A 24,507-nucleotide genomic window follows, 5' to 3' on the forward strand; every position below is an offset into this window, starting at 1 on the left:
AGTCTCCGTCAGGCAGGGTTGAGCGGCGCGTCCGCATCGACGCGCGCGACGAGGGTCCGGGCAAGGGCGATCAGCGCGACTTCGCTGTGCGCCGGTCCGATGAGTTGTACCGCAACCGGCATGCCGTCCGCGTCTCGACCGGCCGGGATCGACAGCGCGGGAAGTCCGGCGACGTTGGCGAGCGCCGTGAAATCGGCCTGATTGGCAGGCGCCCGGCCGCCCTGTTCGAACGCGACCTGGGGCGCGGTCGGCAGCAGCAGCACGCCATCGTCGCGGATCGCCTCGCGAAGCGCGGTGGCGGTGACGGCCAGCAGCGTCGGGTCCGCGACGGCGCGATCGGCATAGTCGAGCAGCCAGCGAAGTTCGCTCGACAGCAGCTCGGCCTTCTCCACGCGATCCTTGCCCAGCCAAGTCGACAGTTCGCGCGCGCTCTTTACGAACCCGGCCGTGCGGATCGCCGCAAGGTCGCCGAGGCGGAGGGCCGCCCGGTCGAGACGATCGAGCGCAGCCAGCGCGCGATGGTAGGCCGCAATGACGGCGGGCTGGCACTTGACACCTCCGAGCCCGTCGAGCAGCACGAGCCGGTTCAGCGTCGGCGCATCGTCCCGGTCGGACACTGCCCGCCAGATCGCCTCGACATCGTCCAGCGAGCGGGCGAGCGGTCCGATGCAATCGAGCGATCGCGCCAAGGGGACCAGCCCATCGTCCGACAGAGTGCCGTTGGTCGGCTTGAGGCCGAGGACGCCGCAATAGGCGGCGGGAATCCGGATCGACCCCAGCGTGTCGGTGCCGAGCGCGGCGATGCAGAAGCCGGCCGCGACCGCTGCGCCGCTGCCCCCCGAGGATCCCCCGGGCGTACGCCCCTGCCGGCGCGGATTGATCGCAGTGCCGAACCAGACATTGTTGGTCGTCGCGCCGAGCGCGGCCTCGTGCATATTGAGCGTGCCGAGGATGATCGCGCCGGCATCGCGCAGGCGCGCGACGCACGGCGCGTCCCGGTCGGCGACGATTCCGCGACGCAGACCCATGCCGGCATTCCATTCGAGGCCGGCGACCGCGATGTTCGACTTGACGCCGATCGTCACCCCTTCGAGCGCACGCGCGGTGCCCGCTGCAAACCGCGCGTCGCTCTCCTCCGCGGCCCCGCGAGCAGTGTCCCGGTCGAGTTCGATGAAGCTGCGCAGCGCCGGATCGCGCAGGTCGATATCGGCCAGCGTCGCCGCCACCAGCGCGCCGATGCTCGTCTCGCCCGAGCGCACTGCCGCATGCATGCCCGCGATATCGGGTCGATCGGGCGAGAGGGCTGCGACCGTCATCAGCCGCGTTCGTCGATCAGGCGGATCGGCTTTTGCCGGACGTCGATCTGGGTCAGCGGCGCGGTGCCGCCGGGCGTCTCGAATTCGACCAAGACCTCCACGCCGAGCCCCTGGCGCAGCACCGCGGCAAGCTCGTCCCGGGCGCTGCCGCCGCGGCTTTCGAGCACCACGACCATGTCCTCGCGCTGGGTCGCAGGATCGCGGACCATGCGGCAGACGAACTCGCCGGTCAGGTCGGGGCGGTTTTCGATGATCGCGCCGATGGCGTGCGGGAAGACATTGATCCCGCGCAACTTGACCATGTTGTCGCTGCGACCCTTGAACCCGGCGATCCGCTTGAAGACGATGCCGGTGTCGCTCTGGCCAGCAAGTTCGTGCGTGATATCGTGCGTGTTGAAGCGGATGCAGGGCGCGATGTCGTCCTTGTAGAGGCAGGTGACCACCATGTCGCCTGTATCCCCCGTTTCGATCGCGGCACCGCTGTCGACGTCGAGCAGTTCCAGATACTGGGCATCTTCCCAGACATAGAGGCCGTTTCGATCGGGCCCTTCGCCGGCAATCGCGCCGGTGTCGCCGACGCCGTACCAGTCATAGGCCTTGGCCCCGCCCCACGCGGCCTCGACTGCCGAACGGTCCTCGGTGCCGAGATGCGCGAAGATCATCCGGATGTTGAGCTGTTCGAGCAGTCCCTCGTCGCGCGCGACATCGGCCAGCTTGCGCAGATAGTCGATGAAGCCGGCCAGCACCGTCACGCCGAAATCGGCCATCAGGCGGACCTGGTTGATCGATCGCGTCTCGATCCCCGTACCGGCCGACAGGAAGATCGAGTTGGTGTAGCGGGTAACGGCCTCGCGGATATAGTGGCCGCCGTTGATCATGCCGTGTCCATATACCGACTGGACCACATCGGCAGGCTTGAGGCCCTGCCAGCGATACATGCGGCCGACGAGCAGGTTCGGCACCTCGCGCCCCTTCGGACCGAACAGCAGCGGCTGCGGGCGGCCGGTGGTGCCAGACGTCGTGTGGAAGATCACCGGGGGATGATCGTCGCCCTCGATGCCTGCAAAGTCGCCGAAAGGCGCATATTCGGCGACCGAGGCCATCAGGTCCGACTTGTCGTAGGTCGGCAGCTTCGTGATGTCGGCCAGCCCGCGAATGTCGCCCGGCTCGATTCCCCTGGCGCCCCAAAGGCGCTGGTAGAAGGGGATCTGCCAGCCGCGGATCATCAATTTGCGGAATTGCGCATCCTGCAGCGCGAACAGCTCGTCGCGGCTCATCCCGGTATAGCGTGCCTCAAAGGCATCGCCGACCGGATAGGCGTCGAGCATCGCCCGGGTATCGAAGGCTTCGAAATAGGTAGGATAGGTCATGCCGCCTCCGGTTGCGTGAAATAGGCCAAAGGCGCGTCGAAAAGGCGCGGATCGACCGCCGGGTCCGCCAGCTCACGCGCAAGGTTGCGCTTGGCAGCGGTGCCGGCGGCATCGAGCGGGGCGCCGGGGCTGCCGAGCGTGCCGGATATCGGCCGGCTGATGCGAGTGCCATCGATCAGGGTGACGGTCAGCCGCTGGGGCGAGAGCGCATTGGGATCGGGATTGTCGTCGACATGGACGACCAGCCTGGCTGCGAGCGCCTGCAACTCGGCATCGCCGAAACTTTCCGGCGTGAAGCGCCGCGGGTCGATACGGCCGTCGCGCAGCATCATCGCGGCGAGAAAGGGCAGGCACAGCCGGGCATAGGCAGGTGCCATGGCGTGCGCGAGCGGGCGATCGACGAGACGTGCGATCAGCGGCGGCACCTGCGCATGGATCGTGGCGACGGTGTCGGCCCGGATGCTGCCGTTGTGGATCAGGGAGGCGAGCGTGCTCAGCGTCGCATGGCTGGCACGGCCCGAGGGATAGGGCTTGATGCTGACCTCGCCGATCCGCCAGACCTTGCCCAGCTCGCTCGTGTAGGTCGCCAGATCGCCCTCGTCGATCAACCTGAAATAGCCGAACGGGCCTTCGAGTGCATCATGCGGTCCGGTCAGGCCGGCGCGGGCGAGGTCTACCGCGGTGATTGCCGCGCGGGCCGCGGCCGCGACCTGCAGGGGAAGCGCGACCGATCCCTCCACATGTGCCTGCATCGTTCCGGCGCATGCCGAGTAGGCGAGGCCCAGCACATCGTCGAACCCCGCGCGGTCCAGACGTTCGATCCGTGCGACGGCGAGTGCAGCACCGATGCAGCCGGCAGTCGCCGGGCGAAAGAAGCGCAACGCGCTGGTGGCGGCGATGCCCAGGCCGCTGGCGATATCGACGCCCACCGCGACCGCGGTCAGCGCTTCGTCTTCGCTGCAGCCGCCGCGACGGTCGATCGCTGCGCTGACGGCGGCGGTGACCACCGAAAGGGCATGGACGACGGCGGGCTCGTGCACCGCATCCCATTCGAGGCAATGCACGGCGAAACCGCCGAAGAACGCAGCCGAGGGGGCGGGGAGGCGACCGGTGAGACCGATCGGCCGCGCATCGCTGCCCTTGCCCCAGGCGGCAACGGCCTCCGAAACCGATCGGGCGGCGGGCGATGCTGCGCCGGCGGCGCCAACTGCCAGCGTATCCGCGAGCAGATCCGCAGTCGTTGCGCGAACAGAGGCCGGCAAGTCGTGCGCGGCGTACGCAAAATCGAGCAGGGCGGCAGTCGCGCTCACGCCCATGTCTCGATCCAGTCGAGCGCCGCGCGGGGATCGTCGCTGTCCAGCGCGGCCGTCAGTGCGGCGTCGATGCCGGTGTCGCTCACACCGCCCCAGCCGAGCAATGCCGTGGCCTTCGCAACGATCGCGTCGCGGTCCATCGGCCGTTCGGGATCGCCCAGCGTGTCTATCCGAACGACCTCTCCGCTCGCGCTGCGGATCGCGGCGCCGAAATGCGCGGGGTATCGGGAGGTGAAGTCGGCGCCCTCGCGAACTGTCACCTGCGCGCGTGCTTGCGCCAGGGCGTCGAAACTGTCCGGCTCGAAATCGGCGAGCGCCGGCTCGCCGCGTTCCATGACGATCGCGACGGCGTGCTGGAGCGAGAATTTCGCCTGGTTCACGCTGGCCGGCGTCAGACGGTCGCAAAAGGTGACGGCATCGGCATAGGTTTCGACCTCGACCCAACCGTTCAGCTGGCCGCGTCGTTTGAGTTCGAGCGCGGCGTCGATCGCGGGATGCGCGTGGCGACAGGCGCCCCACGGCTTGAAGCTGACCTCGCCGATCCGCCAGCCTTCGCCGAGCATCAGAGGTCGCGGTGTGTCACAGGTTGCGGCATGGAGCCCGAGTTGCCCCTCCAGTATCGCCCTGGGACCCGTCACGCCTTGCTTCGCCATCCGCGCTGCACGGCGGCCTGTCTCGACGCAGTGGGCGATGTGCCATTGTTTGGCGTCGTTGCTCTCAAGCCGCATCTGCCACAGCCCGCCGGCCACCGACCCGGCAAGGCCCAGCGCGGCGACATAGTGATCGGCGTCGGCGTGGTGGAGACTGGCGGCAGTCGCGGCAGCGCCGAAGCCGCCCGCGGTCGCACTGGTGTGGAAATGCGCATAATGGCGCGCATCGAAGGTCGCGCCGATCGCAATGACGGCTTCATAGCCCCGCACTGCCGCATCCAGCAGCGTCGCGATGTCGACCGCTTCACCCTGTAGCGCGGTCGGCCACACGACCGGGCCGGGATGCAGGATCGCGCCGCGATGCACGTCGTCCATCTCGAACAGATTGCCGAGCCAGGCCGCGCGCCTGATCGCGGGTTCCCCCTCCAGCTTCAGCGCGACGGGACTGCGCCGCGCCGCGCCGACGCAGCCTAGCCAGTCGAGCATGTGCAATCGGGCGCGATCCCGCGAGGCCGCGTCGACCGGGCGCATGAGGTGCGCGGCCAGTCGCTCGGTAATCGTGGGATCGCGTTCCGTCATCCGCCGAGTTCCGGTGCCGGGGCAGCGGTCCAGCGTTCGCCGGCGAAGCGAATTGCGGGCGCGAGATGATGGGCGCCGTCCGCCTCGATCAGGAGGTTGCGCTCCGCGATGTGCGGTTCGCGCAGCGCCTCGGCGAAATCGAGGACGGGGGCGAAGGCGACGTCGCGATGGGCGAACCACTCGGTCCATTCGTCGCGGGTCTTCGTCGCGAAGATCTCGCGCAGGAAGGTTAGGGCAGGTGCCTGTCCGGCGCCTGCCTCGCCTTCGGCGGCGGCGATCAGGTCCGTGCGGTCGAGCGCGGTCAGCAGGGTGCGGACGAACTTGGCTTCGCGCCCGCCGAGCGAAATGTGGCGGCCGTCGGCGGTGCGATACACCTGATAGAAGGCGGCGCCTCCCAGCGATCGCTGGGTCGCGGAACGGGGTGCCGTGCCGCCTGCCAGAGCGTCGCCGGCGACGTGCACGCACCAAGGCAGCAGCGACTCGAACATCGCGATGTCGAGATAATCGCCCCGCCCGGTCTGCGCGCGACCCAGGAGTGCCATCAGCACCGCGGACAAGGCGGTCAAGCCTGCGGCCATGTCGGCCGCGGGAACGCCGGGTACGACCGGCGTGCCGTCGGGTCCGTCGTTCACCGACAGGAAACCCGCCAGCGCCTGGACCACAAGGTCGTGCGCGGGGTGATCGGCGAGCGGGCCGGTCTGGCCGAACGCGCTGACCGAGCAATAGACGACGCGCGGCGCGCGCTGTGCGACCAGTTCGGGCGGAAATCCAAGCCGCGCCATCACCCCGGGGCGAAACCCTTCGACGAACACGTCGGCGCTTTCGATCAACGCCCAGAGTTCCGCCTTGCCCGTGTCGGTCTTGAGGTCGATGACCCGGCTCTGCTTGCCGCGGTTCAGGTTGCGGAACCAGACCGACTGGCCGTTCTCGAACGGCGCCATCGCGCGCACGGGATCGCCGGCAGGGGGTTCCACCTTGATGACCTCGGCGCCCTGGTCGGCCATCATCACGGTCATCATCGGCCCGGGCAGGAATTGCGAGCAATCGACGACGCGGATTCCGGACAGCTTGCCCATCAGATCACCCGGTCGTGACGCAACGCCGCGACCGCTTCCGCATCATAGCCGGCCTCGGCCAGCACCGCGTCGGTATCCTCGCCCAGCAACGGCGCGGCACGATTGGGCAGGCGTTCGCCGTCGATCCGGATCGGATTGGCGAGCACCTTCATCGCGGCGCGGTCGACGTGCGCCACCTCGTCCACCATGCCGGTCTCGGCTAGATAGGGGCTGTCGAGCGCACCATCCAGGCCATGGACCGGCGCCACCGGCATGTGGCCCTGCAGCACCGACAGCCAGTGCGCGGTGGGATGGCTGGAGAAGTGCGCATCGAGCTCGTGCGTCAGCGCATCTCGGTTGGCGGTGCGATCGGCCGGCGCGGCGAAGCGAGGATCGTCGGCAAGGTCCAGTCTTCCGACACGGTCGAGCAGGATGGTCCAGAATTTCGGCAGCTGCGCCATCACGAAGATCCAGCCGTCCGCGGTACGGAACAACTGGCTCGGCGTCACCGACGGATGACTCGAGCGCGGGGTGCGCCCCAGCATGTCGCCCTCGTTCAGATACCACATCGCCGGATAGCTGGTCTGGTGCAGCGCGGCGGAAAGCAGGTCGACATCGACGTCGCGACCGATTCCGGTGTCTTTCGCCGCCAGCAATGCGGCAAGCAGTCCGACCGACATCATCGTTCCGGTCATGAAATCGACGATCGACAGGCCGAACCGCGAGGGCGGGCCATCCGGTTCGCCGGTCAGCGACAGGAACCCGGCCTCGGCCTGCATCAGATAGTCATAGCCCGGCCATGTCTCGCGACTATTGCCGCGGCCATAGGCGGACAGATGCGCACAGACGATGGCGGGGTTGACCGCCTTCAGTGCGTCATAGGTCAGGCCCAGCTTCGCCGGCAGGTCGCCGCGCTGGTTGTTGGCCACGGCGTGGCTGCGTGCCGCCAGGCGACGGAAGACCTGCTGGCCGGCATCGCTCTTCAGGTCGAGCGTGATCGAGCGCTTGTTGAGGTTGAACGTCTGGAAGAACAGGCTCTCGTTGGCCCGAAGGAAATGCGGCCCCACCGCGCGCGCCGTGTCACCCTGCGCGGGCGGCTCGATCTTGATGACCTCCGCGCCCAGTTGCGCCAGGAACATGGTGCCATAGGGCGCGGCGCCATATTGCTCGGCGGACAGGATGCGGTAGCCGGCCAGCGGCAGCGATCGGGTGGGGCCGTGGGTCATGCCGGGTTCCGCTTCACCCATTGCTTGGAAATGATGATCCGCTGCATCTCGTTGGTGCCTTCACCGATACACATCAGCAAGGCGTCGCGATAATAGCGCTCGATCTCGAATTCCTTCGAATAGGCATAGCCGCCGAAGATGCGCATCGCTTCCTCGGAATTGCGCACGGCGGCCTCGGATGCAAAATACTTCGCCATTCCCGCTTCCATGTCGCAGCGCTCGCCACGATCATAGGCTTCCGCCGCGTCGAAGGTCAGCAGCCGCGCGGCGCGCGCGCGGGTCACCATTTCGCCCAGCTTCAGCTGGATCGCCTGATGCTCGGCGATGGGCTTGCCCATCGATTCGCGCACCTGCGCATATTCGGTCGCCAGGCGCAGCGACCCTTCCGCCAGCCCGACACCGCGCGCTGCGACGTTGATCCGGCCCAGTTCGAGTCCACCGGTCGCCTGGAAGAAGCCCTGACCCTCGACGCCGCCGATCAGATTGGCTGCCGGGATGCGATAGTCATCGAACTGAAGCTCGGCCGAATCGATCGACTTGTAGCCGAGCTTGTCGAACTTCTTGCCGACCGAGAAGCCCTCGCCCTTGGGCGCGATGAACAGGCTCATGCCCTTGTAGCGCGGATCCGCGGACGGATCGGTCTTCACCAGCAGCGCGAAGCAGCTGCCGTGGATTCCGTTGGAGATCCAGGTCTTGGTACCGTTGATCACATAGTCGTCACCGTCGCGCACCGCGGTGGTGCGGATCGCCTGCAGGTCGGTTCCGGCATTGGGTTCTGTCAGCGCCAGACCGCCGCGGATTTCGCCGCTGGCCAGGCGCGGCAGCCATTCGCGCTTCTGCTCCTCGGTGCCGAACCGCTCGATCGCGACGGCAAGCATCAGGTGCGAATTGAAGATGCCGGTGACCGCCATCCAGTACGACGAGATCATCGACACGATCTTGGCATAGGTGACCGCCGGGAGGCCGAGGCCGCCATATTCGGGCGAGATCACCGCGCCGAACAGGCCGAATTCGGCCATCTGCTTGACGATCGCCTCGGGCCAGATGTCGCCATGGTCGTGTTCGATCACGACCGGACGGACATCCTTGTCGATCCAGCGCGCGATCGTTTCGAGCAGCGCCGCTTCCTCTTCGGGAGGCAGGGCGGCGGAGAGCTTGCGGGTGTCGTGACTGTTCATGGTTCGATCAATCGTCCACCGGGCCGCAGCCGCTTTTCCAGATCAGCATTGTGCGGTTGAACGTGCAAACCACATCGCCATGCTGGTTGCGACCCGTGGTGCGGACCGTGACGATCCCCTGTTCGGGCCGTGAGCTCGATTCGCGCTTCTCCAGTACTTCGCTCTCGGCATAGAGCGTGTCGCCGGGAAACAGCGGGCCGGTCAGCCGGATATTGTCCCAGCCGAGGTTGGCGACCGCCTTCTGGCTCAGGTCGGACACGCTCATTCCCACCATCAGCGCGACGGTGAAGGGCGAGCAGACGAGCGGCTTGCCGAACTCGGTCTTGCGCGCGAATTCATAGTCGAAATGCGCGGGGTGCGTGTTCATCGTCAGCAACGTGAACCACACATTGTCGGTGTCGGTGATCGTCCGGCCCGGGCGATGCTCGTAGATGTGCCCGACGACGAAATCCTCGTACGCGCGGCCGAATACCTCACGGAACCGGCCCGGTGCAATTTCCCTTGCCCCCTCACGCATTCTTCATGCTCCTTCGATGATCGGATTGGGCGACGATGCGGCGTAGGCGGTGCATCACCGGCGCCTCCAGCATCCTGCCCCTGAAACGAATGGCGGCACCGCCGCCGGCTTCGAACGCAGTGATCGCGTCTCGCGCTGCTTCCACCTCTTCGTCGCTCGCGCGCATGACGTCGTTGATGACGTCGATCTGCGACGGGTGGATCGCGGCCTTTGCCTGAAAGCCGAACGCCTTCGCGCGACGGGTCTCGTCCGCAAGGCCCTCGATATCGGCAAGGCCGAGGAACGGCACGTCGATTGCAGGCTTCGCCGCCTCGGCACAGCCCAGGATGAATGCGCCACGCGCCGCCGCCAGTGGCTCCCAGGCAAGCTCGACGCCCAGTTCGGCCGACATGTCGCCGCCACCGAACATCATTGCGGCGACCGCCGGTTCCGCGGCGATCCGCGCGGTTTCCCTAAGGCCCGCGGGGGTCTCGATCAGCGGAACGAGATCGACGCCCGGCAGGATGCCGGCAACGATCCGGATCTCGCTGGCTGACTCGACCTTGGGCAGCAGGAGCAGCGACGGGCGATCGGAATGATCGGTCAGCGCCAGCAGGTCACGAAGCCCCTCGGCCGTGCCGATCGGATTGGTCCGCAGCGACAGGCGAGGTGACGAGCCCATAGCCTTCAGCGCATCGGTGCGCGCTACGGCCTTCGCCTCGGCGGGAACCGAATCCTCGAGATCGACGCACACCGTATCGGCGTCGCTGTCGAGCGCCTTGACGATTCGCGCAGGCGTCGCCGCCGACACGAAGAGCAAGGAAGTGAGATGCGCTGCTGACACTGTTCCACCTCGATTGACAGGGCTATAGAGTTGTCCGGACAACAGGGGCGGGTCAAGATGTTTATTTCATCCGGGGTCAAAACACCGGCCAGCGGTTAGATTCCCAGCGTTCAGCTTAAGCTGGTATGATTATAAATAACTGAAATATATAAGCAAAAAGTGGCGTTCATGCTCGTCCCGCGGATTTTGGGTGACGGCGCCGTCGCTCGGATCGGCGGCCGTTGCGCACGGCTTGTCCCTGCCGCATTTTGGCGCTTGACAAGCCAGACCTTTCGCCTGAACTTGTCCGGACAAATAAAAAATAGCCCGCAGCTGGAATGGTTCGCAATTTGAGAGGGTCAGAGTCATGAGAATGAAGCTTCTTGCTTCCGCAAGCTTCCTTGCCGTTGTCGCGACGGTTCCAGCAGGCGCGCAGACAACCGGAACGACGACACCTCCGCCCGTTGCGGCGGACGCGCCAGCGCAGGACGCGCCTCCTCAGGATGCGGCAGAGTCGCAGGGCGGCCTTACCGAGATCGTGGTGACCGCGCAGCGCCGCAACGAAAGCGTGCAGAGCGTGCCGATCGCCATCTCGGCCTTCTCGGCGGAGGCGCTGCAGACGCGCGGGATCACCAACACGCTCGAGATCGCCCAGTTCGTCCCCAACATGGTCGCGCAGGCGAATACCGGGCTGGGTTCGGCGAACAGCTTCTACATTCGTGGTCTCGGCAATACCGAGACGATCCCGACCTTCGATCCGCCCGTCGGCACCTATATCGACGACATCTATATCAGCCGGCAGAGCGCCAACAATCTGAGCCTGTTCGACGTCGAGCGGGTCGAGGTGCTGCGCGGGCCGCAGGGTACGTTGTTCGGCCGCAACACCACCGGCGGTGCGGTCAACGTCATCATGGCGCAGCCCAAGCTGGGCGAGTTCGGCGGGTTCGCCGAGGTCGGCTACGGTACCTACAACAAGAAGCTCGCGCGGGCGTCGGTCGATCTGCCGCTCGCGCCCACCTTCTCGGCCAAGGTCAGCGGATACTGGCAGGACGATGACGGCTATGTCCGCAACGTCACCACCGGGCAGCGGATGAACGACGATGACGGCTGGGGTGTCCGCCTGGGCCTTCGCGGCGAGCTGAGCAGCCGGGTGCGCTGGAATGGTTCCTATGCGTATATCGAGGCGAATGGCGAGAATATCCTCAACTTCGCCTGCAATCCGCGAGTGCCCACCGAATGCGACGGGCGCTATTCATCGACGGGCTATCGCGCAGGCGACACGGCGACGACATCGCCGTTCGCGCCGCTGGTCATCAGCGGCCGCAAGGCGAATTTCCTCAACGGCAACCGCACGCAGAGCAACCTCGTCACCTCGAACTTCGCGATCGATCTGGGGGGCAAGGCCACCTTGTCGCTGATCACCGGCTATGTCCGCCAGGAACAGCAATATGGCCTGGATTTCTATGACGGCCGGTCGGCGCCGACGCTTGCCAATCCGAATCCTGCGGTGTGGGGCGATGCGCGCGGCGGCTTCGTCATTCTCAACGACAGCTATGCCGACCAGTTCAGTCAGGAAGTGAAGCTGAACGGGACGATCGGAAACGATCTGATCGAATATGTCGCCGGCTTCTACTACATCACCGAGAGCAACTATTCGGACTTCGCCGACATCTTCAGTACGTCGCCGACGACGACGCTGTTGCTGGCGGACCGCACGATGCGCAACACGACCGAGGCCTATGCCGGCTATGCGCAGGCCGATCTCAACATCACCAACGCGCTGAAGCTGACCGCCGGCATTCGCTACACCGACGAGAACAAGACGATCGATTTCCGGGACAACCGTCCCCAGTGCAGCAGCGGCGCGATCGCGGTGACCTGCCTGGATACACAGAACCTGATCGCGGCGAACGGCGCGCGCATTCCGACCGAGCTGAATTCCAAGATCTGGACCCCGCGGTTCGCGATCAACTATCAGCCGTCGCGCGACCTGCTGATCTTCGCCAGCGCAACGCGCGGCTTCAAGTCGGGCGGATGGGCGGCACGGGTAAGCTCGCCCGCGAACGCCTTGCCCTTCGCACCGGAGAAGGTCTGGAGCTATGAAGCGGGGGTGAAGTCGGAATTCTTCAACCGTCGCGTTCGCGTCAACCTTACCGCCTATCTGACGGACGTGTCGGATCTGCAGACCCCGGCCGGCCTGGTGTCGCCGACCGGCGCCGTCACCTTCATCACCCGGAATTTCGCCGATTATCGTAACAAGGGCATCGAGGCGGAACTGACGTTCGCGCCAGTCGACGGGCTCAACCTCTTCGTCAATGGCGGTTACCAGGATGACAAGTACATCATCGATGCGGGGGCGCCCGAGTTCGACGAATATGGAACCCGTTCGGTCGCATCGCAGCAGGCGGCCTGCCGGGCGTTGATCGCAGCCGGCGCGGTCGGCGGCGGACCGGGCACGACGACCGTGTGCGGTGTGGGCATCGTCAAGGCGGACGGCAGTCTGGCGAAGCCGGTGCGCACCCCGGACTTCACCCTGTCGATGGGCGCCAGTTACGAGATGCCGCTCGGCTCGCTGTCGCTCGTTCCTACGGTCAGCGCCAGCTATCGTTCGGCGCAGGAGGTCCAGTCGGCCAACCTCACCTACTATAGTGGTGATATCTCCGGCACGAACGGCAACTTCACGATCAACCCCTATGGCAATGGTGACATCGTCCTGGGGTCGGAATCGCCCGGGCTCTGGCAGGTCAATGCCGGCCTGTCCCTCAACGGACCGGACCGTGCCTGGCAGTTGTCGGTCACCTGCACCAACTGCCTGAACGATTACGGCGCCAACACCTATCTCGGCTATAACTACATCAACCCGCCGCGCACGGTGCTGGCGCGGCTGCGCGTCAACTTCGGACGGTGACCACGCCTGTGGCCTCTTCCGCGTCGCATATGGCGGCACCCGCTTCGTCCGAGTTCCGGCTCGGCGGGCGGGTGCTGGCCGCCGCACTCCTTGGAACGGCATGCGGGGCTTCCCCGCTGCCGTTCAACGTGTTGCCGCTGGTCATGGGACCGATCCATGACGAGTTCGGCTGGAGCTTCGCAGCGATCAGCGTCGGGGTGACGATCTTCGGCACCACCGCGTCGCTGCTGGCACCCGTAATCGGCGGGCTGGCGGACCGGATCGGCGTACGCGCAGTCGGCCTGTGGTCGCTGCTCGCATTCGGTATCGTCTTCGCCTCCTTCTACTTCGTGCCGGGAAGCCTGGCCGGCTGGTACGCCTTCTGGCTGGTTCTCGGAATCATCGGGATCGGTTCGACGCCGGTGACGTGGAGCCGCGCGATCAGCATGTGGTTCGCCCGTCACCGCGGCCTTGCGCTCGGTATCATGCTGCTCGGCACCAGCCTTGCGGCGATCATCGTGCCGCAAATCGCTGCGCGTGCGATCCTGGCGGACGGGTGGCGGCTGGCGTTTCCGGCGGTGGCATTGCTGCCGTTGCTGGTGGCGCTGCCGGTCACCTATTTCTGGTTTCGCGAACCCCGGCCGGAGGAAGCTCCCTCCGACATCAAGAGCGCGGACGGCAGTATCGCCGGGCTGACGCTGGGGGAGGCGATCCGCGGGTATCGTTTCTGGATGCTGATCGGGTCGATCGTCCTGATCTCGATCGCCTATGGCGGCGCGCATATCCACATGGCGCAGATCGTCGGTCTGCACGGCTTCACGCCGCAGACCGGCGCAAGCGTGCTGGGCGTGGTCGCACTGGGCATTCTCACCGGACGCGTTCTGGTCGGCATCCTGTTCGACCGGGTCTGGGCTCCGGGCGTGGCGTTCGCATCTATGCTGCTGCCGGCGCTGGCGTGTACCCTGTTGATGGGCACCGGCACCAGCCTCACGCTGCTGATGACGGGCGGGTTCCTGCTCGGCTTCGCTGCCGGTGCTGAATCGGACGTGATCGCCTTTCTTACCGCGCGCTATTTCGGCATCCGCCACTACGGTCGGATCTATGGCATGCTCTATATGCCGTTCGGCATCGGCTCGGGCATCTCGCCGATCCTGTACGGGGCGGTGCGCGACCGTACCGGCAGCTATGATGCCATGCTGATGGCCGCGATCGTCATGTTCGCGGTCGGAGGTGCGATGCTGCTTACCCTTGGACGCTATCCCACTGGAGAACAACGTGGTCACCAGAATGTCTGATCCACTGACTGCACTCGAAGCGGTCGCCGAAGCCGTCGGCGCCGACATGCTCGTCACCGACGAGGCTGAGCGCGATTTCGTCGGTCAGGACATCTTCAGTGTCGGCCGGCGCCCGGCCGGAATTTTCCGTCCCCGCGACATCGACAGCCTGTCGCGCGGGATTGCCGCCGCGGCCGCCGCAAAGCTCACGATCGCGCCGCGCGGCGGCGGCATGAGCTATACTTCGGGCCTGCTTCCTGCCGAGGAAGGTGCGCTCGTGGTGGACGTGTCCGCGATGAACCGGATCCTGTCGGTCGACGAGGCCGATATGACCGTGACTGTCGAGGCCGGCTGCACCTGGGCGAAGCTGTATGAGAAACTGCACCCGATGGGCCTGCGCCCGCCGGTGTGGGGAACCCTGTCGGGCCTGATTGCGAATGTCGGCGGCGGGATGAGCCAGAACGGCGTGTTCTGGGGCGCTGCACGCGGACCGATCGTGTCGAGCGCGCTGTCGTTCGACGTGGTGCTGGCGGATGGCAGCGTCATCCGCACCGGCAATCGCGGAATGCGGTCCTTCGGTCCCGACGTCACCGGCCTGTTCGCCGGGGATTGCGGTGCCTTCGGCATCAAGGCGCATATCACGCTGCCACTGATCCGCGAGGCGAAGGCCTTCGCCTATGGCAGCTACGCGTTTCAGGATGCCGAGGCGTTCATCACCGCGACCAGCGAGATCGCGCGCGCAGGTCTCGCGACCGAGGTCTTCGGTTTCGACCCGTTCCTCCAGGCCCAGCGCATGAAGCGCGAGAGCTTGGCGAAGGATGCGAAGGCGCTGGTCGGCGTGATGAAGTCGCAGGGCGGATTCTGGAAGGGGTTGAAGGAAGGCGCGAAGATCGTCGCGGCCGGCCGCTCGTTCCTCGACGATGCGGGCTTTTCGATCCACACCATCTGCGAGGGTCGCAGCCAGGCGTCGGCCGATGCCGATCTGGAGGCGATCAACGCGATCGTCCAGGCGGCGGGCGGGCGCCCGGTCGAGAACACCATTCCCAAGGTGATGCGTGCCAACCCCTTCCCGAACGTCAATTCGATGGTCGGACCGCAGGGTGAGCGCTGGGTCCCGACGCACGGCGTGCTGCGCCACAGCAAGGCGCTGCCGACGCTGAACGCGATCGTGGCGCTGTACGAGAAGCACCGCGCGGAGATGGAGCGGTTCGACATCGGTGCCGGCTATCTGTTCCTGACCATGGGCACGACCAACTTCCTGATCGAGCCGGTCTTCTTCTGGCCGGACCAGCTGGAACAGGTGCATGAGCGCGCGGTCGAGCCGGGCCATTTCGCGAAGCTGACCCGCTTCCCGGCCAATCCGGAGGCACGCGCACTGGTCGACCGGCTGCGCGCCGGGTTGATGGAGATTTTCGGCGAGATGGAGGCGGGGCATTTCCAGATCGGCCGTTCCTATCCGCTGAAGGCGCGGAGCGACCCTGGTGCCTGGAACATCCTCGAGGCCGTCAAGCACACCGTCGATCCGGATCACCGCATGAATCCGGGTTCGATCGGCTTGTGACGTCACCTGCACCCTTCGCCGCGATCGCGCTCCAGCTTGCCGCGACCTCGGTGGAGGGGTGCACGTCGCGCGAAGCGGTGGCGGCGAGCATGGCGGAGACCATCGCGGCGACGCAGCGAAAGCTCGTCGCCTCGTGCCGCTTCGTCGAGCAATATGGCGGCACCCGCGTGAAGCTTGCGGTTCTGCCGGAATATTGGATGACCAGCTATCCGGGTCGCATCGGCGTGTCGGAGTTTGCCGAGAAGGTCGCTATCGACATGGACGGTGCCGAATATGCGGCGCTGGGACGTGTGGCGAGCGACCTCGGGCTGTTTCTCGCCGGCAATGCCTATGAACGCGATCCGGCCTTTCCCGGGCTGTATTTCCAGACGAGCTTCGTCGTGGCGCCGTCGGGCGCGGTCGTGCTGCGCTATCGCCGGCTGAACTCGATGTTCGCGCCGACGCCGCACGATGTGTGGACCGCCTATCTCGATCGCTACGGGATCGAGGGCGTGTTCCCGGTCGCCACGACCGAGATCGGGCGGATCGCCGCGATCGCGTCGGAAGAAATCCTGTACCCCGAGATTGCGCGTGCCCATGCCCTGCGGGGGGCGGAGATCTTCGTGCACTCCTCGTCGGAGATCGGGTCGCCGCTCTCGACGCCGAAGGCGGTCGCACGGCAGGCGAGGGCGTTCGAGAATATCGCCTATATCGTCTCCGCCAATACCGCCGGGATCACGGGCACGGCGATGCCTGCAGCCTCGGCGGACGGAAATTCGCAGGTGGTCGATTACAAGGGCCATGTCCTGGCCGAGGCAAATCCCGGCGAGACCTTCACCGCCTTCGCCGACCTCGACCTTCCCGCGCTGCGCGCGCAGCGGCGTAAGCCCGGCATGACCAATCAGCTCGCGCGCCAGCGCCTCGAGCTGTTCGCCCCGATCTATTCCGGACGCGTCGTGCAGCCTGCGGACAGCCTTGCCGGAACCGATGGCGGGTTTCACATTCCCGATCGGGAGCATTTCGCGCGCGTCCATGCCGGTGTGATCGAGCGGGCCGCGAAGGAGGGTCTGATATGAAGCACGATGTTCCACCGCCCTATACGGCGGTCACCCGTCACCCGGTGTTCCCGCAGGCCAGTCATGACGAGGCGGCACGGTTCGACTTCCTGGCCAACCTGAACAAATATCTCTCGGGCACGATCGGCGCGGGCAACAAGCGCGCCTATGACACGCGCGTGCTGCCTGCCTTCCGTGCCGAGCATGGACGCGATCCGGTGGACCGGTTCGAGATCCGCCGCGCGATGAACAAGGATCCCTGGCACCGGTTCTGGTCCGCGCTGAAGCGCAACTCGATGGAGATGCGCCAGCAGAACGGACGCCAGATGGCGCTGCGCCAGATGGACGAGCTCGACGCGCGCGTGCGCCAGTTCAACGAGGGGCGCGACACGCTGCAGCTGGACGAGACCGTGGCGGTGCCGCGCTACCAGGCGGCGGTCGATATCCACTGCATGCCGGGCAGCTATCATGGCGAGGATCGGCCGGGCGACGTGTCGGCGGGCGCCAATTACGACGCGGGCATCTTCGCCACGACCGGCGGCGGGCTGGGTGCGCTGTCGGATGGCGGAGGGCAGGCGCTGGTGGAATGGATCCGGCGAGAGCGACCGGGCTGGACTCCGCGCCGGATCCTCGATCTAGGCTGCACGGTGGGGCACAATATCGTGCCGCTGGCGCTCGCCTTTCCCGAGACCGAGGTGGTCGCGATCGACACTGCCGCGCCGTCGCTGCGCTATGGCCATGCGCGCGCGCAGGCGCTGGGCGCGCGCAACCTGCGCTTCGTCCAGATGAACGCGGAGGACATGAGCCGGTTCGAGGACGGGCATTTCGACTGGGTTCAGACGACGATGTTCCTCCACGAATTGTCGGGCACCGCGCTGCCGCGCATCATCCGCGAGGGATATCGCGTGCTCGCCCCCGGCGGCCTGATGTTCCATCTCGAACAGCCCGAATATTCGGATGCGATGCCGTTGTACGAGCAGTTCATTCGCGACTGGGACGCGTTCAACAATAACGAGCCCTTCTGGTCGGCGATGCATGCGCTCGACATGAAGCAGCAGATGATCGACGCCGGCTTCGCGCCGGACAGCCTGTTCACGACCGGTGTTCGTGCGGTCGTCGACACCGATATCTTCCCCCAGGCGAAGTCGGGCGGCGACGAGGATCATGGCCGGGCGGCCTTCTGGCACGCCTATGGAGCGTGGAAGACGGCGTAGCCCGCGCGTTTTTCAGCTGAGACAGTGATCGTCCGCGTGCAGTGGCGCGGACGGCAGGAGATTGATGTGAGCGACGACCCCATCGACTGGATCACCCTGGCGGGCAAGCGCGCCAAGGGGAAGCGACCCGACTATTTCGACGATCCCGCCGTCGACCGCCTGCTGTCGATCGTGATGGCATTGGTGGGCGAAGTCGCGGTCCAGCGGCAGCGCGGCGACACGCTGGAGCGGTTGCTCGAGGCGAAGGGCGTCGTGACGCGCGAGGACATCGAAACCTATGTCCCCGATCGCACCGCCGCGGAAGAGCGCGGCATCGCCACCAAGGCCTATATCGCCCGCGTCATGCGCGGCGTGCAGCAGGCGATGGAGGCGACGGCGGTCGAGGAGAAGCCGGTAGAACAGGTCAGTGAGGAGTTGAAGAAACTATGATGCCCCACCGTCAGGTCCGCGGCAAAATCCGCTACACCTCCAAGAAGCCCGAGATGCTCGACCAGGAACGTGGTCGCGAATGGTTCGCCTTCACGCATCATGGAGACGGATCGACCGTCCTGCGCGCCCAGTGCGAGATCGAGGAACCGGCGCCGACCGTCCTGCGCGACATCGTCTATTCGGTGGGTCCCGACGGGTCGCCGCGCAACCTGCACGTGCACCTCACGGTGGGCGATGCGTTCATGGGGTCGGGCTGGTTCAACGTGACGGCCGGACCCGACGGCGGGACGATCGAGTGCGAAAGCTATGGGCCGAGCATCGGACGCCTGTCGCAGACGGTTGCGTTCGACGGGCCGATCGACGGGATGGGGACGCATCCGATCATCGCCGACGCGTTCACGACGCGGTGCATGGACGTCTCCAGGGGCCCGCACCGCCGCACGATCCGCGCCTATCTGCCGTCGCCCGATCACCGCGGCGCCACCCCGCCGATGGCGGTGGAGGTCAAGATCGACCTTGAATATGTCGGCGACGAAACGGTGACGACCGCCGCAGGCACATTCGACTGCCGCCACTTCCGCTTCGTCGATGATTCCGACAGCGGCATGGGCGGAACCACGCACCCGCACTACGACCTGTGGGTCACCGCCGACAAGGACACGATCTTCGTCCAGGGCGGCGTGAGCGGATATATGCAGACCTGGTACGAACTGGTCGAACTCGACCGCTAGGGGCGCTGGCCCAGCGCTTCTTCCGAGTAGGCGGCGAGGGGCAGGGCCCCTCCCGTCTGCCGGATCAGCGCCTGCTTGCGGAAGAAGCGCATCAGCCCCGCCTCGCCCATGCGCGAGGGGCCCAGGCCGGACAGGCCGAAGCTCGATTTCTCCGCGTCCCAAACCATCGATGTCAGCGCACCGTCGTTGATCGAGACTGCGCCTGCGTCGAGCCGCGCGGCGACCGCCTCGGCTTCTTCCGCGCTGCCTGCCAGGACCGCGGCGGACAGGCCGAACTTGCCCGAATTGGCCAGCCTCACGGCGTCGTCGATGCCATCGAACGCCATGACCGGAATGACCGGCCCGAAGGTTTCCTCGCGCATCACCTCCATGTCGGCGGTGACGTCGACCAGAACGGTGGGCCGCAGGTAGAGCCCGCCGCCCAGCGTCTCCACCGCGCCGCCCGTCATGATGCGGGCGCCGGCCGCGACGGCCTGGTCGATCTGCCGCTGCACGATCGCGGCCTGCTTCGCGCAGATGAACGGACCGATCTCGCCCCGGTCGATCGCGTCGGCGTTCAGGCGCGTCGCGGCGGCGGCAGCCGTCAGCGCGGCCAGGAACTGCGGATAGAGCGAGCGCGCCACATAGACCCGCTCGATCGACTGGCAGGCCTGCCCGGTGTTCACGACCGATGCGCGCAGCGCCACCTGCGCGGCCCAATCCGGATCGGCGCTGTCCAGCACCAACATCGGATCCTTGCCGCCCAGTTCCAGGCTGGCGGGGATGAATGCGCGCGCAGCCGCCTCGCCGACCTTGCGGCCGGTCGCGACCGATCCGGTGAAGGCGATCATGTCGACGACGGACACGATTGCCGCGCCGGTCGCGCCATCGCCTTCGACCACGTCAAGCACGTCGCTCAGCCCGGGCACGTCGTGGATCGCGTCCATCATCGGCGCGATGAAGCGCGGCGTCACTTCGGACGGCTTGACCAGCACGGCGCAACCGGCGGCGAGCGCGGGGATCGCATCGATCATCGCCAGCGTCAGCGGGAAGTTCCACGGGCTGATGATGCCCACCAGCGGATAGGGACGCAGCCGCGTCGAAAGGGTGATGCCGGTCATCGCGCTCGGACGGGTCGCGGGCGAATGCCGGCCGATCGTCTCGGGCGCCTGCCTGGCCCACCGGTTCAGCATCCCGATGACGCCGTCGATCTCCAGTGCGGAAATCGCGCGTCGCCCAGTGTCCGCGCAGAGGGCCGCCAGCAGTGCCTCGCGGCGGCGTCCGATCGCCTCGGCCAGCGCCATCAGTGCCGCGCCGCGGGCGGATGGGTCGAGCGCAGCCCAGCGAGGCTGCCCCGCGCGCAATGTCGCCGCCCGCGACGCCACGGCATCCGCATCGAGCGGCGCGATGCGATAGTCCTGCTCGCCCGTACGCGGGTTGCGGACGGGCAGGGTCCTCACCGTTGTGCTTCCCACGCCTCGACGATGGCGCCGCCCGGCGCGACCCATGCCTGGGCACGGTTCGCAAGGTCGGCGATCAGTGCCTCGATCGCATCGATCCGGTAGGGCAGGGCGGAGATATAGGGCGTGAGGTGGATCGGCAGCAGCCGGGCATGCTGGTCGCCCGCCTCCCGCGCCAGCCAGTCGAACGCATCGCGAAGCTGCTCGGCATAGCTGTCGGCCGATTGCTGCTGCACGGCGATCACCTGCCGGTCGGACAATTCGTGATTGAGCGGCAGGTTCACCACGCCGTTGGCGAACCGATAGGGCAGCTCGTCATTGACCCAATCACACATGTAGCCGAGCCCGGCCTGCTTCAGCAGCTCGGGCGTGTTCCAGCTCTGCGAGCGGGCGATCGACAGCCAGCCCTTGGGACGGATGCCCGAGACCCGCTCGATCGTGTCGAGCGACGTGGCGATCAGCGCGCGTTCGTCCTCGATTGGCAGGCCGCTCGCGATCGTGCCGTTCATGTCGGTCGAGTGGGCGACGATTTCATGCCCCGCGGCGACGATGTCGGCGATGATCTTGGGGTAGCGCTCTGCGATCGCCGAATTGGTTGCGATCGACGCAGTCACGCCTGCCTTGGCGAAGGCGTCGAGCAGCCGGTAAAAGCCGACCCGCGTGCCATATTCGCGTGCGGTATAGTGGCGATAATCGGGATAGGGCGTGACCATGTGCCCCGGTGCGCGGAACGGCGTATCGCCGGGCGTCAGCGGAAACCATTCCAGGCTGACGCAGAACCACAACGCCACCCCCTTGTCGCCCGGCCAGCGCAGTGCCGGACGCTCCTGGATCGCCGACCAGGGGTACAGGTTGTGATCATAGCCGTACCGGCGCTTCGGATAGGTGAGATAGGCTGGGTCCAGGCTCATGCGGCATCTCCCGACTGCTGGGCGCGCCATGCGTCGACGATCTCGCCCGCGCGTGCGACCCAGGCGCGGCCGTCGGCTGCAATATGCTCCAGCACGCGTTCGAACGCACCGATCCGGTGCGGCTGGCCGATCAGATAGGCGTGCAGCGGAATGCACATCACCGTTCCCGATCGCTCGCCTTCGGCCGCCAGCCGCTCGAACTGGCGGATCAGCGTGTCGGCATAGTCGCGAGGCGACATGTTGTAGACGAAGAAGCCGTAATGGTCGTTGACCTCGAGACTGTAGGGGATCGAGGCCAGGCTCCCGTTCCTGACCTTCACCTCGCCGACCTGATCGTCATGATAGAGGTCGCAGGTGTAATCGAGGCCGTATTCGGCGATCAGGTCGAGCGTCGCCGGCGTGTGCGTCAGTGCTGGGGCGAGCCAGCCGCGGATCCGCTGGCCCGTGGCCGCCTGCACCGTCGCGATCGAATCCTCGATGATGGCGCGCTCCTGCGCCTCGTCCATCCCATAGGCATAGCGGGTATTGTAGATGCCGTGGCTGAAAAACTCCCAGCCGCGCTCCGCGGCATCCTCGACCACTTCCGGGTGATGCTGGCACAGCGCGACGGAGAGCGACACCGATCCGGGAAACCCGTGGCGGCTCATCGCCTCCGCCATGCGCCAGTGCGATACCCGGTTCGAATGGTCGCGGTGACCATAGCCGACCACATCGGGGTGCGGCTTCGTCCAGCTCTTGCGATGCGGATTGGTGGGCGGGTCGATCTCGTAATATTCCAGGTTCGGCGCGACCCAGACCGCGACGCTCTTGCCGCCCGGCCAGACGATGCGCGGCCGGTCGCGATAGCGCTGGAACTCGTACAGTTGCGGGTCCGTCCGCTGTGCCTCAGTCACGACGCGCCTCCAGCCAGTCGATGACCGTCTGCACCGGCTCGACATCGGCATATTTGAGCTGCAGGTCTGTCAGGTTCGCGAAGTGATAGCTCGCATGCTTGTCGGCGCAGGTCTCGATCGGGACGATCGTCCGATATCCCCGGCTCAGGCTGTCGACCGCGGTTGCCCGCACGCAGCCCGATGTGGAGCCGCCGGTCACGATCACGGTATCCACCTTGTGCCACACCAGCAGGCTCTGCAGCGGCGTTTCGAAAAAGGCCGATGGCATGCGCTTGGTATAGACCGCATCGCGCGGATCGATCTCGCAGCGATCGTCGAACGCGTGGCGGCGGCTGTCGACCTTGATGTTCTGCAGGCTGTCGGGCGTGTCGGTGCGGGTGCCCCAGACACCCGCGTCGCTGCCATCGTCCATATAGGCGACATGCGTCCAGATCACCGGCATGCCGCATGCCCGGGCCAGCCGCGAGATCGTGTTGGTATGTTCGATCTGTCGCGGATCCGTCTCGTAGGCGGTCTTGAACTCGTCGATCTGGGTATAGGCGTTCTGGAAATCGACATTCACGATCGCGAGCTTCTCGCCGAAGCCGAACTTGGCCCGCGACGGATTGGCCATGACCGCGTCGAAGATCTCTCGTGCCGTCCGGCCGTCCTCGACCATGCGGGTGCCAACGATCTCGCCCATCTGCGCCTCCAAATTCGGTGGACGCGAACATGCACGACACGAAAAGGGCTTGTCTAGTTGAATTTGTCCGGACAAGTTGGGCGCATGACGATCACCCGCCACTTCGTCGATGTCGGCTCCCGCCGCGTCCATTATCGCCGCTCGGGCACCGGCCCGGTGCTGCTGATGGTGCATCAGAGCCCACGGTCCTCGGCCGAGTACGAGCCGCTGATGCGCGACTGGTCGAGTCGCTTCACCTGCATCGCACCCGATACGCCCGGCTTCGGCCGGTCGGATCCGTTCGACGATCCTGAGGCGCCGATCGAGACCTTCGCCGACTCGCTGGTCGCGTTCCTCGACGCGATCGGGATCGACCGGGTCGCCGCCTATGGCTTCCACTCCGGCGGGATCATCCTGGTCAATGCGCTGAAGCGGCACCCCGCCAGGTTCACCGCGCTGGCGATCGGCGGCTATGCGATCTGGACCGAGTCGGAGCGCAGGATCTTTTCCGAAGGCTATTTGCCACCGTTCCGCCCGCTGACCTATGGCGAGCACCTGACCTGGGCATGGAACCGTATTCTGGAGCAGACCTGGTTCTTCCCCTGGTTCGCGGTAGAGCCGGCGACACGCATGTCGGTGGCGCATGCCGACCCGGCCCGCGTCGATTCGACGATTCGCGACCTTCTCGATTCGGGCGACGCCTATCGGACAGGTTATGGAGCGGTGCTGCGTGCGGCGCGCGACATTCCGGCACCGGGCGAGCCGACTGCGCCGGTGCTGATCAGTGCCTATGCCGGCGATCCGCTGCAGGACCATATCGACCGGCTCGGCACGCTTCCGCCCGACTGGACCGCGCGCAAGGTGGCCACCCCGGCCGAGCATCAGCGCGAGAGCCTGGAGCATGTCGCGCATCATGCCGTGGCGGGCCCGGATCACCTGGGCGAAGCGGTCGACGAAGGCTTCGTGCATGTCGCCGCGGCCGGCTTCGACGGATTGATCCACTGGAAGGGCGCGCGCGGCGCCACGCTGACGGTGCACGGTCCCGGCCGCGCGCTGGAACTGGTGCGCGATGCCGCGCTTGCGATCGACCTGCCCGGCCACGGCCTGTCCGATCCCTGGCCGGACGTGCCACCAAGTGAGGCCGCGCCATGGCGAGACGTGATCGAGACGGCAGCGCGGGCGCTGGACGCGAGCGAGATCGCTTATGAGGCCGCGCCGCAGGGCGATCCCGAACTTCTGTTCCCCGCGCTCGATCCCGACCGCTTCGGCGCCTATCTGACGCGGGCCTGGTCGATCGTGCGCGCAGGCCACTTCTTTTCGCCCTGGTACGCGGCGGAGGCTGGGGCCGCGGTCGATTTCGACCCGGCCGATGTCGCACCCGATCGCCTCGCGATCGAACATCGCGCGCTGATCCGGTCGAGCGCTGCGCGCGAATGGCTGATCGCTCGTCGTCAAATGGAGGAATGA

21 protein-coding genes are annotated in these 24,507 nt (G+C 66.4%); 8 read left to right on the forward strand and 13 right to left on the reverse strand.

Annotation, left to right across the window (positions count from 1 at the left end; genetic code table 11):
* Positions 1 to 8: 8 nt before the first annotated feature.
* The 9 genes from TPR58_RS05285 to TPR58_RS05325 are packed head-to-tail and all read right to left on the reverse strand — an operon-like array spanning position 9 to position 10,027.
* The gene (locus tag TPR58_RS05285) at positions 9 to 1,316 is read right to left on the reverse strand and encodes an amidase (protein WP_346245572.1); all 1,308 of its coding nucleotides are present in this window, start codon (positions 1,314 to 1,316) and stop codon (positions 9 to 11) included.
* The gene (locus tag TPR58_RS05290; protein ID WP_346245573.1) at positions 1,316 to 2,686 is read right to left on the reverse strand and encodes a phenylacetate--CoA ligase family protein; all 1,371 of its coding nucleotides are present in this window, start codon (positions 2,684 to 2,686) and stop codon (positions 1,316 to 1,318) included. The genes TPR58_RS05285 and TPR58_RS05290 overlap by 1 nt, the downstream gene beginning before the upstream one ends.
* Positions 2,683 to 3,996, reverse strand: coding sequence for an MmgE/PrpD family protein (locus tag TPR58_RS05295; protein WP_346245574.1), 1,314 nt, complete (start codon positions 3,994 to 3,996; stop codon positions 2,683 to 2,685). The genes TPR58_RS05290 and TPR58_RS05295 overlap by 4 nt, the downstream gene beginning before the upstream one ends.
* Positions 3,993 to 5,228, reverse strand: coding sequence for an MmgE/PrpD family protein (locus tag TPR58_RS05300; protein WP_346245575.1), 1,236 nt, complete (start codon positions 5,226 to 5,228; stop codon positions 3,993 to 3,995). The genes TPR58_RS05295 and TPR58_RS05300 overlap by 4 nt, the downstream gene beginning before the upstream one ends.
* Positions 5,225 to 6,304 carry a CaiB/BaiF CoA transferase family protein gene (locus tag TPR58_RS05305; protein ID WP_346245576.1) on the reverse strand — a complete coding sequence of 360 codons (1,080 nt, stop codon included), beginning with the start codon at positions 6,302 to 6,304 and terminating at the stop codon, positions 5,225 to 5,227. The genes TPR58_RS05300 and TPR58_RS05305 overlap by 4 nt, the downstream gene beginning before the upstream one ends.
* Positions 6,304 to 7,509, reverse strand: coding sequence for a CaiB/BaiF CoA transferase family protein (locus tag TPR58_RS05310; protein ID WP_346245577.1), 1,206 nt, complete (start codon positions 7,507 to 7,509; stop codon positions 6,304 to 6,306). Before TPR58_RS05310 ends, TPR58_RS05305 begins: the two co-directional genes overlap by 1 nt.
* On the reverse strand, positions 7,506 to 8,687 hold the full coding sequence (locus tag TPR58_RS05315) for an acyl-CoA dehydrogenase family protein (protein WP_346245578.1): 1,182 nt from the start codon (positions 8,685 to 8,687) through the stop codon (positions 7,506 to 7,508). The genes TPR58_RS05310 and TPR58_RS05315 overlap by 4 nt, the downstream gene beginning before the upstream one ends.
* Before the next feature lie 7 nt (positions 8,688 to 8,694).
* Complete coding sequence (locus TPR58_RS05320) at positions 8,695 to 9,204, reverse strand: MaoC family dehydratase (protein WP_346245579.1); 510 nt, start codon at positions 9,202 to 9,204, stop codon at positions 8,695 to 8,697.
* A complete protein-coding gene (locus TPR58_RS05325) occupies positions 9,197 to 10,027 on the reverse strand; it encodes an HpcH/HpaI aldolase/citrate lyase family protein (RefSeq protein ID WP_346245580.1) in 831 nt (276 codons plus the stop codon). The genes TPR58_RS05320 and TPR58_RS05325 overlap by 8 nt, the downstream gene beginning before the upstream one ends.
* A gap of 352 nt (positions 10,028 to 10,379) precedes the next feature.
* Here TPR58_RS05325 and TPR58_RS05330 point away from each other — a divergent pair, with 352 nt between their 5' ends.
* The 7 genes from TPR58_RS05330 to TPR58_RS05360 all read left to right on the forward strand — a co-directional run bounded on the left by TPR58_RS05330 (position 10,380) and on the right by TPR58_RS05360 (position 19,136).
* Positions 10,380 to 12,914, forward strand: coding sequence for a TonB-dependent receptor (locus TPR58_RS05330; RefSeq protein WP_346245581.1), 2,535 nt, complete (start codon positions 10,380 to 10,382; stop codon positions 12,912 to 12,914).
* A 29-nt stretch (positions 12,915 to 12,943) separates the two neighbouring features.
* Complete coding sequence (locus TPR58_RS05335; RefSeq protein ID WP_346245582.1) at positions 12,944 to 14,188, forward strand: MFS transporter; 1,245 nt, start codon at positions 12,944 to 12,946, stop codon at positions 14,186 to 14,188.
* Positions 14,181 to 15,728 carry an FAD-binding oxidoreductase gene (locus TPR58_RS05340; RefSeq protein WP_346245583.1) on the forward strand — a complete coding sequence of 516 codons (1,548 nt, stop codon included), beginning with the start codon at positions 14,181 to 14,183 and terminating at the stop codon, positions 15,726 to 15,728. The genes TPR58_RS05335 and TPR58_RS05340 overlap by 8 nt, the downstream gene beginning before the upstream one ends.
* Entirely contained in the window at positions 15,725 to 16,783 is a 1,059-nt protein-coding gene (locus tag TPR58_RS05345; protein ID WP_346245584.1) for a nitrilase-related carbon-nitrogen hydrolase, read from the forward strand. The genes TPR58_RS05340 and TPR58_RS05345 overlap by 4 nt, the downstream gene beginning before the upstream one ends.
* Entirely contained in the window at positions 16,780 to 17,976 is a 1,197-nt protein-coding gene (locus tag TPR58_RS05350; protein ID WP_346245585.1) for a class I SAM-dependent methyltransferase, read from the forward strand. The genes TPR58_RS05345 and TPR58_RS05350 overlap by 4 nt, the downstream gene beginning before the upstream one ends.
* Before the next feature lie 66 nt (positions 17,977 to 18,042).
* Positions 18,043 to 18,405, forward strand: a complete 363-nt coding sequence (locus TPR58_RS05355; RefSeq protein ID WP_346245586.1) for a hypothetical protein — start codon at positions 18,043 to 18,045, stop codon at positions 18,403 to 18,405.
* A complete protein-coding gene (locus TPR58_RS05360) occupies positions 18,405 to 19,136 on the forward strand; it encodes a DUF3108 domain-containing protein (protein WP_346245587.1) in 732 nt (243 codons plus the stop codon). The genes TPR58_RS05355 and TPR58_RS05360 overlap by 1 nt, the downstream gene beginning before the upstream one ends.
* Here the strand turns inward: TPR58_RS05360 and TPR58_RS05365 are convergent.
* The 4 genes from TPR58_RS05365 to TPR58_RS05380 are packed head-to-tail and all read right to left on the reverse strand — an operon-like array spanning position 19,133 to position 23,061.
* Positions 19,133 to 20,575: an aldehyde dehydrogenase family protein gene (locus TPR58_RS05365; protein WP_346245588.1), complete on the reverse strand. Its 1,443-nt coding sequence runs from the start codon at positions 20,573 to 20,575 to the stop codon at positions 19,133 to 19,135. The genes TPR58_RS05360 and TPR58_RS05365 overlap by 4 nt on opposite strands.
* Complete coding sequence (locus TPR58_RS05370; protein ID WP_346245589.1) at positions 20,572 to 21,486, reverse strand: polysaccharide deacetylase family protein; 915 nt, start codon at positions 21,484 to 21,486, stop codon at positions 20,572 to 20,574. Before TPR58_RS05370 ends, TPR58_RS05365 begins: the two co-directional genes overlap by 4 nt.
* Positions 21,483 to 22,379, reverse strand: a complete 897-nt coding sequence (locus TPR58_RS05375) for a polysaccharide deacetylase family protein (RefSeq protein ID WP_346245590.1) — start codon at positions 22,377 to 22,379, stop codon at positions 21,483 to 21,485. The genes TPR58_RS05370 and TPR58_RS05375 overlap by 4 nt, the downstream gene beginning before the upstream one ends.
* On the reverse strand, positions 22,372 to 23,061 hold the full coding sequence (locus TPR58_RS05380) for an isochorismatase family protein (protein ID WP_346245591.1): 690 nt from the start codon (positions 23,059 to 23,061) through the stop codon (positions 22,372 to 22,374). The genes TPR58_RS05375 and TPR58_RS05380 overlap by 8 nt, the downstream gene beginning before the upstream one ends.
* An 84-nt stretch (positions 23,062 to 23,145) precedes the next feature.
* Between TPR58_RS05380 and TPR58_RS05385 the strand changes: the two genes are divergently transcribed.
* Complete coding sequence (locus tag TPR58_RS05385) at positions 23,146 to 24,507, forward strand: alpha/beta hydrolase (RefSeq protein WP_346245592.1); 1,362 nt, start codon at positions 23,146 to 23,148, stop codon at positions 24,505 to 24,507.

The organism is Sphingomonas rustica (genome assembly GCF_039652585.1).
GTDB lineage: Bacteria > Pseudomonadota > Alphaproteobacteria > Sphingomonadales > Sphingomonadaceae > Sphingomonas > Sphingomonas rustica.

Coding starts and splice junctions, on each gene's coding strand:
- TPR58_RS05290 (WP_346245573.1), bottom strand. CDS start 2,686: ATGACCTATCCTACCTATTTCGAAGCCTTCGATACCCGGGCGATGCTC.
- TPR58_RS05340 (WP_346245583.1), top strand. CDS start 14,181: ATGTCTGATCCACTGACTGCACTCGAAGCGGTCGCCGAAGCCGTCGGC.
- TPR58_RS05380 (WP_346245591.1), bottom strand. CDS start 23,061: ATGGGCGAGATCGTTGGCACCCGCATGGTCGAGGACGGCCGGACGGCA.
- TPR58_RS05300 (WP_346245575.1), bottom strand. CDS start 5,228: ATGACGGAACGCGATCCCACGATTACCGAGCGACTGGCCGCGCACCTC.
- TPR58_RS05360 (WP_346245587.1), top strand. CDS start 18,405: ATGCCCCACCGTCAGGTCCGCGGCAAAATCCGCTACACCTCCAAGAAG.
- TPR58_RS05285 (WP_346245572.1), bottom strand. CDS start 1,316: ATGACGGTCGCAGCCCTCTCGCCCGATCGACCCGATATCGCGGGCATG.
- TPR58_RS05310 (WP_346245577.1), bottom strand. CDS start 7,509: ATGACCCACGGCCCCACCCGATCGCTGCCGCTGGCCGGCTACCGCATC.
- TPR58_RS05320 (WP_346245579.1), bottom strand. CDS start 9,204: ATGCGTGAGGGGGCAAGGGAAATTGCACCGGGCCGGTTCCGTGAGGTA.
- TPR58_RS05385 (WP_346245592.1), top strand. CDS start 23,146: ATGACGATCACCCGCCACTTCGTCGATGTCGGCTCCCGCCGCGTCCAT.
- TPR58_RS05350 (WP_346245585.1), top strand. CDS start 16,780: ATGAAGCACGATGTTCCACCGCCCTATACGGCGGTCACCCGTCACCCG.
- TPR58_RS05305 (WP_346245576.1), bottom strand. CDS start 6,304: ATGGGCAAGCTGTCCGGAATCCGCGTCGTCGATTGCTCGCAATTCCTG.
- TPR58_RS05335 (WP_346245582.1), top strand. CDS start 12,944: ATGGCGGCACCCGCTTCGTCCGAGTTCCGGCTCGGCGGGCGGGTGCTG.
- TPR58_RS05330 (WP_346245581.1), top strand. CDS start 10,380: ATGAAGCTTCTTGCTTCCGCAAGCTTCCTTGCCGTTGTCGCGACGGTT.
- TPR58_RS05315 (WP_346245578.1), bottom strand. CDS start 8,687: ATGAACAGTCACGACACCCGCAAGCTCTCCGCCGCCCTGCCTCCCGAA.
- TPR58_RS05370 (WP_346245589.1), bottom strand. CDS start 21,486: ATGAGCCTGGACCCAGCCTATCTCACCTATCCGAAGCGCCGGTACGGC.